This is a genomic window from Marinobacter sp. UBA2688 (assembly GCF_002352785.1).
Taxonomy (GTDB): Bacteria; Pseudomonadota; Gammaproteobacteria; order Pseudomonadales; family Oleiphilaceae; genus Marinobacter; species Marinobacter salarius.
In genome coordinates this window covers 445035-454247 of sequence record NZ_DELU01000007.1, presented here as the reverse complement: position 1 = coordinate 454247, position 9213 = coordinate 445035, and the positions used below count along the sequence as shown (strand labels likewise).

General features: G+C 54.3%; 11 protein-coding genes. 4 read left to right on the top strand and 7 right to left on the bottom strand.

The features are described from left to right. Positions 1-39: 39 nt before the first annotated feature. From B3M52_RS03520 to B3M52_RS03510, 3 genes are all read left to right on the top strand, one after another. Positions 40-999, top strand: a complete 960-nt coding sequence (locus B3M52_RS03520; protein ID WP_286748778.1) for a hypothetical protein — start codon at positions 40-42, stop codon at positions 997-999. 272 nt (positions 1000-1271) lie between these two features. Continuing rightward, positions 1272-2768, top strand: coding sequence for a type VI secretion system PAAR protein (locus B3M52_RS03515; RefSeq protein ID WP_286748776.1), 1497 nt, complete (start codon positions 1272-1274; stop codon positions 2766-2768). Beyond that, a complete protein-coding gene (locus tag B3M52_RS03510) occupies positions 2761-3156 on the top strand; it encodes a hypothetical protein (protein ID WP_286748775.1) in 396 nt (131 codons plus the stop codon). Before B3M52_RS03515 ends, B3M52_RS03510 begins: the two co-directional genes overlap by 8 nt. Positions 3157-3212: 56 nt before the next feature. Here the strand turns inward: B3M52_RS03510 and B3M52_RS03505 are convergent, their stop codons facing one another. Continuing rightward, positions 3213-3800 carry a hypothetical protein gene (locus B3M52_RS03505; protein ID WP_286748773.1) on the bottom strand — a complete coding sequence of 196 codons (588 nt, stop codon included), beginning with the start codon at positions 3798-3800 and terminating at the stop codon, positions 3213-3215. Positions 3801-3964: 164 nt separating this feature from the next. Then, positions 3965-4309, bottom strand: coding sequence for a DUF2956 domain-containing protein (locus tag B3M52_RS03500; protein WP_199447067.1), 345 nt, complete (start codon positions 4307-4309; stop codon positions 3965-3967). Positions 4310-4447: 138 nt separating this feature from the next. On the opposite strand from B3M52_RS03500, the gene B3M52_RS03495 reads away from it, so the two are divergent. Further along, positions 4448-5164, top strand: coding sequence for a glutathione S-transferase (locus B3M52_RS03495; protein WP_199447257.1), 717 nt, complete (start codon positions 4448-4450; stop codon positions 5162-5164). Between the two features lie 23 nt (positions 5165-5187). On the opposite strand, the gene B3M52_RS03490 is transcribed toward B3M52_RS03495, so the two are convergent. The 5 genes from B3M52_RS03490 to B3M52_RS03470 all read right to left on the bottom strand — a co-directional run bounded on the left by B3M52_RS03490 (position 5188) and on the right by B3M52_RS03470 (position 9088). Further along, positions 5188-5448: an ABC transporter substrate-binding protein gene (locus B3M52_RS03490; protein WP_227663804.1), complete on the bottom strand. Its 261-nt coding sequence runs from the start codon at positions 5446-5448 to the stop codon at positions 5188-5190. An 87-nt stretch (positions 5449-5535) separates the two neighbouring features. After that, entirely contained in the window at positions 5536-6636 is a 1101-nt protein-coding gene (locus B3M52_RS03485) for a mandelate racemase/muconate lactonizing enzyme family protein (RefSeq protein ID WP_199447068.1), read from the bottom strand. A gap of 119 nt (positions 6637-6755) precedes the next feature. Beyond that, positions 6756-7523 (bottom strand): SDR family oxidoreductase, encoded by a 768-nt coding sequence (locus B3M52_RS03480; protein ID WP_286748767.1) that lies wholly within the window; start codon positions 7521-7523, stop codon positions 6756-6758. A 525-nt stretch (positions 7524-8048) separates the two neighbouring features. Further along, entirely contained in the window at positions 8049-8252 is a 204-nt protein-coding gene (locus tag B3M52_RS03475) for a hypothetical protein (RefSeq protein WP_286748766.1), read from the bottom strand. An 89-nt stretch (positions 8253-8341) separates the two neighbouring features. After that, the gene (locus B3M52_RS03470; protein ID WP_286748764.1) at positions 8342-9088 is read right to left on the bottom strand and encodes an NYN domain-containing protein; all 747 of its coding nucleotides are present in this window, start codon (positions 9086-9088) and stop codon (positions 8342-8344) included. Positions 9089-9213: the final 125 nt, after the last annotated feature.

Sequence of the window (9213 nt, the reverse complement as noted above, 5' to 3'; positions counted from 1 at the left end):
CGGAAAGTGTTATCTCACAATTTCTCTAGAGAGTAGTGTATGGATTATAAGTACTGGTTGGATTTCGCCCCTTCTGCGCTCTCGGCAATCGCTGGTGTGGCTGCGGCAATCGCTGCTTTTAATTCCCTAAAAGTTAGTCGCGAGTCGCAATCGATTGCCGAGCAAAGCGCACTTGCTATCCATCATGGCGAAGCATCCCGAAAGCTTGCCGATGTTTCGGAAACGGTTTCCGCTCAGACCAAGGGTTTATATCAGTGCGCAATGGACGTGTGGACCAAGTGGCCTAGAGAAGTTGAACGATCTGACCATCGTGAAGCTGGTGGTGCTGACCCACGTCCGCTCAGACACGTGCTTAGTAATGCCGGCGAGATGCTGGAGAGGCATTCAACCAATGACGGGAAGCAATATCATCGAGCTCGACACGATATTTTTTCCGTAATTCGCAGCGGTATGGGGAAACTATCAGATTCAGAATACCATAAGCTGCTAAAGGTCGCAGACTGTACCTGTATTGATTTCGAAGGGACTTTTGGGGTCCCCCGGAGAGATGAGAGTATCTCTGAATCATCGGCGTTCAGGTGGGCATACTATCAACTTGAACGGCGAGTTGGTGAGGAGGGCTGGGGTCAAATATGGGCGAATGCTTGGAAAACTGGCGGATGGCTTAGGACGTATTGTAATGAGTTCGAACAGCTGAAACCCGCACTCGAAAGGGAGCTTGAACTACTGGAGGTCGAGAGAAAAAGATTGCTGTATACCGTCTTCCCGCTCGACAGAAATGAGCCTCTGCATCGTGATTACAATAGAGCTATCGGCATCCTCGAGGGGCTGATAGGTGTTATTGAGTTGGATCTTTTTGATGGGTATACCGATGACCCCCATCCTGCCGACCTAATTCCGCTAGTCATTTCATCTGTCGCTGCGGCTATTATGACGGTGAGGGCTATTGATGATTTTGGGAAAACCGGGACAGATTTGTTTTCTACAGTTTCCTCTTGATCACTGCGGCGATCACACTTTCCCGCGTGGCATTACCTGGACGGCCGACTCGTTAATCCATTGTCTCCCAGCGCCAGCCGAAGTCCCTGGTGTGGTGCGTCCATGGATGACCTGAATATTGCAGAACAACGAGGATAACGGATCTTTTGGGCAGCTTGAGGACAACTTGGCTATTGCCGGAATTCTGGTTAGCATGACAGCGACAGGAGCCAGTGAAGGCGATCCTGCAAAAACATGGATAAATCTCCCTCAAGGACAGAAGGAGCAAAGGAATGAGCAAGAAAGTTGTTTTATTAGGTGACGTGGGTACGGATCACTCCGGATTCCCACCAACCCCGGTGATCGCCGGCTCCCCCGATGTGTTGATCGATGGCAAACCTGTTGCCCGTGTTGGTGATCCCCTCGCACCACATTCCAAACCCAAGCATCCACCTCATCCCCGAGCTATAGCTGCTGGTTCTGGAACCGTTCTGATCAATGGTATTCCTGCCGCCGTGACTGGTGGGGCGATTTCCTGCGGTGGCGTCACCATTGGTAGTGGCAGCGTGGTTATTGGTGATACGTATACGCCCGCCCAGTTTTCAGGTATTTCACCCGCCCCAGTAAAGCCCGCTTCGAAGGCGGAGGCATCTTATGCTAGTCGTGCTAATGGTGGAGCTATAGGCTCCTTATCGTCCCCACAGTCCGCAAACCCAAACGGGTTAGCCCGTGGCGACGGCGGTGCGGTTGCAGGTGGCCCGGTTGTGTCCGGTGTGTCTGCTCAGGGTTCAAAGGATCAATCGCAGGAAACTACTGTGGAACCGGGCTTTCATGTGGTTCAGAGCCCAATGAGCAAGACCACTCTGTTGGCTGCGCTCTATAGTGACGCTTCTGCGAAGCCTGACAGCTTTGACCGCTTGAATCCGGGCCTTGGCGGCCAGGTGTTGCCCGGTGAGATGATTGTGTTGGGTGATCCGGAGGGCATGGAGTGCACCCAGGAAGAAGCTGATTTGATGGAGGTGGCTGCGCAGGTGAATGCCAAGGTGCGGGCACTGGATCAGGACGAGGCACAGTTCATCGTGAAGTACTACGATCTGCTGGAGGCTATCACCTCGACAGGTTCTGCGGGGCTTGGGGCTGGGGCTGTCATGGTTGGGAAGCAGATTGGCAGCATTGAGAAGACGTTAAAGAACATTGAGCGGCTTCATCAAGAAAGCTACCGGAAGCATGGGCATCTCAACCATCCGGAGTTTTTCGAGAAGCGGCGGGCGCTTTTCAAAGAGCTGGATTTTTCTTTGGGAAGTGTGGCACGTCAGGGCATGTCTCTGGATGATGATGCAAAGTTGAAGCGGGCACTGGGGTTGTCGTCTAAGAGTATTGTGCATAGTTGGAAGACCGCCGGGGTGGGGGGCATACCAGGGTACGCTACGCACTACGAGAGGCTGGCAACGGGGGCCAGATATGCTCGAAATGTGGGCTATCTGGGAATCACCCTGGATGTGTCCATGTCTGCGCTAAAGATAAAAGAAGCATGCACTGCGGACGACGAGAGGGAGTGTCAGGTTGTGGCTTATAGGGAAGGTGGAAAACTGATTGGATCTTCTGGTTTTGGTGCAGCTGGCGGGGCTTTGGCCGCTGGCTGCACGATGGTTGCTGTGACCTCAGCGGGCATCGGTGGCGTTGCCTGCGTAGTTATCGTGGGAGGACTGGGAGCTGCAGGAGGTAGCTATTTCGGGGCCGGAGTTGGCGAGGCGACAGGTGAAATCGTGCGGAAATCGATACATGAATAGTGAGCAACTCGTCGCCATCGCTGAGGTATTGTTGGTCGTTTCCGTGCTTGGAGGATTTTTTCTGCTCGTTCTGATTTTGACCTTCCTCTTTCCTAAAATTGCGGAAGTTGAAAGTCGGATTGCAACACCCGGCAAACAACTGGACGGCATCCGGGAAGTTTGGGGCAATGGCCCAATAGGTCGCTGGATGCGGGTGGTTCATGTCTACTTTTTCTTCATCTTTCGTAACCTTCCTCGTATCGGTCCTAGGATCGAGTCCAGGATGGGCGATGAGGCAGAGGCGCTTCCGATGGGCCTTAAACTCTGGGTGATTCTGCCGGTATCAGTTTTTTTCGTTTCGATTATCGTGTCGCTTATAGCGGCTTGGTACCTTGGGGTGTTCGATTAGTTGAAGATTGTCATCGGTAGACGGCTCGTTCTGACCTTTATGGTTGAACTCACTGGTTAGCGCGGCCCAGCCCAGTCGTCCCGAGTCCCCTCGAATGTCATTCCCAAAGAAGACTGTTCAACTTTGAAGGTTGCGATGAACCGTCGGTCTGGCAGGCGGTACCAGAAATCTTTGGGTACGCAGATTTCGAAATACATACGATCCAGGTGATCACTTTCTAGCTGGTAGCTGCATGAATGGCGTCCACCGCCACGGTATTTTGTGACCTGGTACTTTACCGTTCTTGTTTCGCTATCCAGCATCGTCCAGATGCGCGGGATGGTGTAACCGAAGGATAAGTGAAGCACCGACCAGAGCAATAAGGGGCAGCTAATGAAGGCGAGGTATTTCTTGGCACGGCCCAATGAATACCACTGAGGTGCTGGGTTGATCTTTCCTGTGTGCCATAGGTAGCCAGTCCAGAGCGACACTGCGAATGCCACAAATGCCGATAGGTATAGCGCGATCGTCGCAACCTCTGGGTTGGGGCAGAAGTTTTTTGGGCCGAATATATGAGGCACCGCGAGGATGATAGGTGGCAGCAGAATGACACACAGAATTTTCTGGTGCCGATTCATGCCAGGTTTCAGGGAAGCTCTTTTCATGTGTAATCCGTTACAGTCAGGCGGCGTATTCCTTACGCTGTGGATGCATGGTACCAAACGGTTATGTGTGGAAGCCGGGACAGATCTATTTTTTGAAACCTGCGGTCGCCTGCACACCGCCATCCGCGAAGACGCCAGCATGAACCTGGCCGCCATTGATTCGTTTAGCCCCCCAGGCCCAAGCCCAATATATAGAGACCGATTCCAGCCCAGGTGAACAGTAGCAGCGCCCAAGGTAGACATTGGGTTCGATAGCGGATCTCGAATTTTGCAGGATTTTGTTCTGCGCTTTCGGTCGCTGTTTGGTGTTGTTCTTTTTTGCGCTGTTTGTCTTTTTCCCGGGCGTTGGCTTTTTGCTGTTTTTTATACTGATCAATGCCCTTTTCGATGCCCTGCGCAATCATTTTTGTCTGCTCCTTGCTTTGCCGGGGTCGCTGAGTCGCCTTTGCCATGGTCAAGGCTTCCTCCTGGGTTTGCGGTGACGGTGCCTGCTTTTTAATTTTTGCCATAGGGCTCGGCTCGGGTTGTTGGTGAATGGGCTATTATAACGGTTAAGATCGGCGTCCAGCGCAGAGAGGATTCTGTGCTTCAAAAGCAAGGAGAAGCTGATGCCAAGACAGGCCAGGGTGATTGTGCTTGGTTTCTCCATGATCAGCATCGTTTATTCAGCCAGGAGCTACGCTATTACCGTGCCATTGCCTCGTTTATATTCTTTCCGTCGTTGCCCTTACGCTATGCGCGCTCGGCTCGGGATCTTGTTTGCCGGGCTGACGGTGGAGCTGCGGGAGATCGTGCTAAAAAACAAACCGGCGCAGATGCTGGCGGTCAGTCCCAAGGGCACGGTTCCTGTTCTGGAGCTGGCAGGAGGTGACCGTTCCGAGAGGCTCGTTATTGAGGAAAGCAGGGAAATCGTCGAATGGGCGTTGCGGCAGAGTGATCCGAAGGGTTTGTTGAACACGGATTTAGTAAGCGCTAATGCCCTGATCGACCGCAACGATAACGAATTCAAACACTGGTTGGATCGTTATAAATACGCGGATCGCCATCCAGAACTCTCCCAGTTGGATTACCAGCAGAAGGGTGAGGTGTTTTTGCAGGCGTTGGAAAGCCTATTAGCCAAGAACCGGTATCTCCTGGGGAGCAACATCAGCATCGCTGATATTGGCATCATGCCCTTTGTACGCCAGTTCGCCCATGTCGATCGGGAGGTGTTTTACAGTCTGCCCTATCCGAATTTACAGAAATGGCTGAGGGATTGGCTGGAGCATCCAGTGTTCCTGCAGGCCATGATCAAACTCCCGTCTTGGCAGGAAGGCGATGATGAGGTGGTGTTTCCACAAATAACCGCGTTCGCAAGATCTTAAAAACCGTAAAATCCGGGACAGATCTATTTTCCCCCTGCCCGTTCCCGCCGAATCAGCAGTACCAAAGCCAGCGCCGGTATCTCGGCCCAACCGGGGCGCTCGGCCACTTGCTCCGGACGGAATTTTCGGCCGTACCAGGAACCGATGATGATGTCTGGTTGGCGGGCGATGACGTCTTCGGGGTTCTCGATGATGCGTTCCCTGGCGCCCGGCTCGGCGCCGATGGCGTAGAGGGTCTCTGTGGTTTCTTCGGTTAGGCAGACGATGCGTTGGGGATAGTTCATGGGGGCACTATACCGTGAAAGTGGGGCTTGACCACTCATTCAAATCGGCGTGATCGCAGACACCCACAGCAAAATGCGCCCTGGCATTCACTCGTAGACGTCCCGCAGGGAAAGCAGCTCAAAGTCCGGGGTAACGCCCAGCCCGGGTCGATCACTGAGCCACATGCGGCCATTGGCGACTTCCGGGGCGCCTGTGGCGAGTTGCACTGTGTTGTAGTTGTGCAAATCGGTGGTGTTCAACAAGGCTCTGGGGGATGTACTGGCGGCCAGGTGCGCGTAAGCCGCCGTCGCAATTCCACTGCCCCAGGCGTCTTCTACCGTCATGGGTATGCCGGCATCTGCACAGACGTCGCGAATGATCCGGGATGGCGTCAGTCCACCGAATTTGCTGACCTTTAGGGCAATGGCATCCATGGCGTCGTCCCTGATGCCGCGCTGGAGCTCATTCAGGGTGTTGAAAGCCTCGTCCAGTTTGATCGAATGCCTGGCACGGCGCCGGACCGACAGGCACTCTTCGTAGCTGCGGCAGGGCTGTTCCAGGTAAATATCCACATCCTCGACGGCTTTTGAAAAACGCAGCGCCTCGTCGCGCCGCCAGGCGGCGTTGATATCGCCGATCCAGAGCTCATCCGGCTGTTTGAGTTTGCCAAGCCTGCGAACCAGGTCAATGTCTTCTTCAACCTCATGACCCAGCTTAATTTGAATGTGGCGGAACCCCTCGTCGCGGTAACGTCGTAGTGATTCTTCCATTTCCTCTGGCTCGGCCAGTGGCACAATCCGGTGCAAGGGCATGGAGGGCGATTGAAGCCCGCCAAGCAAGGTGTAAACCGGAAGTCCGGACACCTTGCCCAGGAGGTCCCAGCAGGCAATATCGATGGCTGCTTTAGCCACGGCTTGGCCGGTAAGGGCCTGATTCATCCGTTCCTGGATGACTGACACTTCCCGCGGGTCCTGGCCGAGTATTTCAGGAGCGAGCAGGGACAGGCAGGAGGGAAGGCCCTCGGCAAACGCCGGCATGTAGTTGGGGCCGCAGGGGCACACCTCGCCATAGCCTTCGAGGCCCGTGTCTGTTGAAAGCACAACCACCGTCGTTTCGAAAGCCTGATGAGAGCGGCCACCAGCGAAGGCATAGGCTTTTCCAGTATATTCCAGGCTCGCCGTGTATACGGCCATTCGCTCGATACGCATAGACCACTCCGCTCTGCACCCATCCCTGATCAAGTAAATCTAGTTCAGCTATGTGGGGATAGATAGCAGAGCCGGTCGCCTTGAATGCCACGTTTGGCGACAAACGCTTCGGCGGGAGCCTAGTCCTCGTAAATCATCTTCCGCGTCATGCCGCCGTCGATCACGAAGTTCTGACCGGTCACAAAGCGGGCGTCCGGCGACACCAGGTAGGCCACCATAGCCGCCACGTCCTCGGGTTTGCCGACACGCCCACTGGGGTGTTGCTCATGATCGGTAGCGGAAAGAGGCTGCGGTTCAGAAGGCGCATCAGCCTGCCAGGCAGTGACATCTATCCAGCCCGGGCTGATGCTGTTGGCCCGCACGTCGGGCCCCAGGCTCACAGCCAGAGCATGGGTCAGGGCGAGCAGGGCGCCCTTGGTTGCCGCATACGCCTCGCTATTGGGCTCGGACTGCAAGGCGCGGGTAGAGGCTATGTTGACGATGCTGCCCCGGCGTTGGCGCAGGTGCGGTATCGCGTGCTTTGCCAATAAAAAGGCGCCGGTCAGGTTGACGTCGATTCGTCGTTGCCACTGATCCAGTTCAAGCATTTCTATGGGGCCAGTGTCTGGATCTGCGATCCCCGCATTATTGACCAGAGCGTCCAGCCCCTGGCCCCATCGCGCGGCCTCCTCTACGGCCGAGGCGACGTCGGGCTCGCGGGATACATCCGTGGTGATTAGTAGCAGGTTGTTCGGATCGCCGAAATCCTGTCTGCACGCGCTGATGGCGTCTGCATTCTGGTCCAGGATCACCACTCGCCATCCCTTGTCCAGGAAATGGGCGGCAACACCCTTGCCGATGCCCTGGGCGCCGCCTGTTATCAGTATGACCGGGGGTTGCTGTGCCATGTGTTCGGGCTCCTTTTGAAAACTGGGACAGAGCTATTTTCTCCCGCTGCACTCTAAATCTCTACAAGCCGCGGCACCAACATCAGCCCTCCACCCACTGCCAACATCTCCCAGGAACTGCTTGCAAGGTACGGGTACAGAATCATCCCAATGCCGCAGTAACGGGTGACGATGTTTTTTGTGCGCCTACCATACATGAAGTACCCGAATCCGATGCAGGTCCAGATCGGCCAGTGGCTGCAATTGAAAGGAGTGCGCATTCCTTAAAATTTCGTAACATGTTGAAAGATAAACAAAAAGTAATAGGTGGAGCAGCGTGTATTTCTGGTATTCTCAAATGGTTCATAAAACTGGCAAGTGCCTGATGGGAGGATGGAGAAGATGGTCTCCTTCCCGTCATACCGGGCAGATCAGACCACCTGAACAATGGGATTTATATCAATGAAAATGAAATCACTGCTCGTTTTTTTATCTCTGAGTGCCACCTCATTGGGGGCCGTTGCGGGTGACACAGCTGACGCCGCGCTAGGCGGCGGTATTGGCGGAGCAATTGGGGCTGCCATCGGCAACGAGGTAGGTGGCAGAGATGGTGCTATTCTCGGCGGTGCCGTCGGTGCGGCAACCGGAACAGCCATTACCACCAGAGATCATAGAGAATACGATCGCGACCATGATCGCCGTCGTCATGACTACGATGATCGCCGGCCTTACCTGAAGTCTGGTGGCCATTTCTGCCCACCGGGCCAGGCGAAAAAGGGCAACTGCTGAAGCGCGACATGCTGGCCTTAAATCCTGGATTCAGGAAAACTGGGACAGACCTATTTTTCGGGGCTTTTGATATAGAAAACGTTCTTATCCCGCACGCTCATGTCAAAGAGTTCACTGGCTCTGACGAGTTCGCTTAGCTTCTTGTATCCGTAATTCACGGGGGAGAAGGAGCTGTTATTTGAAATGTATTTGCCAACCTCGCCGAGATGGGCCCAACCATCGTCATCAGCCGTTTGTTCCACCGCAGTTCGAAGAGTCCGCACCAAGACTGTATCGCCTCGAAGTTTGTTGCGTCCCCATTTAGTTTCTACCGTCGACTTTGGGGCGCCGCCGTTGCTGGTATTGTCTGTTTCCTCTGGGTCTTCGCGCAGGTTCTCTGTGTAGATGAATTGCGAACAGGCGTTGACGAAGGGCATTGGAGTTTTGCGCTCGCCGAAGCCAAAAACTGGTAGGCCGGCCTCAAGAATTCGCATGACGAGGGGAGTAAAGTCGGAATCACTTGTCATGAGGGCGAAGGCATCGACGTTTCCGCTGTAGAGCAGATCCATGGCATCGATGATCATCGAGGCATCGGTAGCGTTCTTGCCGGTGGTATAGGCAAACTGCTGAACTGGCCGAATAGCATTCGAGTGCAGCTTTTCAATCCAGCCGCTCAGTTGGGGGCCATTCCAGTTCCCATGAGCATGGCGTACGTTCACAGCACCATACTTGGCCAGTTCCTGCAGAACGCCTTCAGCCGACTGGTGACTGACGTTGTCGCAGTCGATCAGAAGGGCGATTTTGTAATTGTTGTTCATCTTCCTTGAGGTTTCCTTGTTTCGGATGGGGACGTTGCATGCTATCACTCAATCAGTCGTTACACATTTTTGCTAGCCAAACCTGCACTCCGGGAATACATGTTCTAGTCTGATCGACAAGAGCG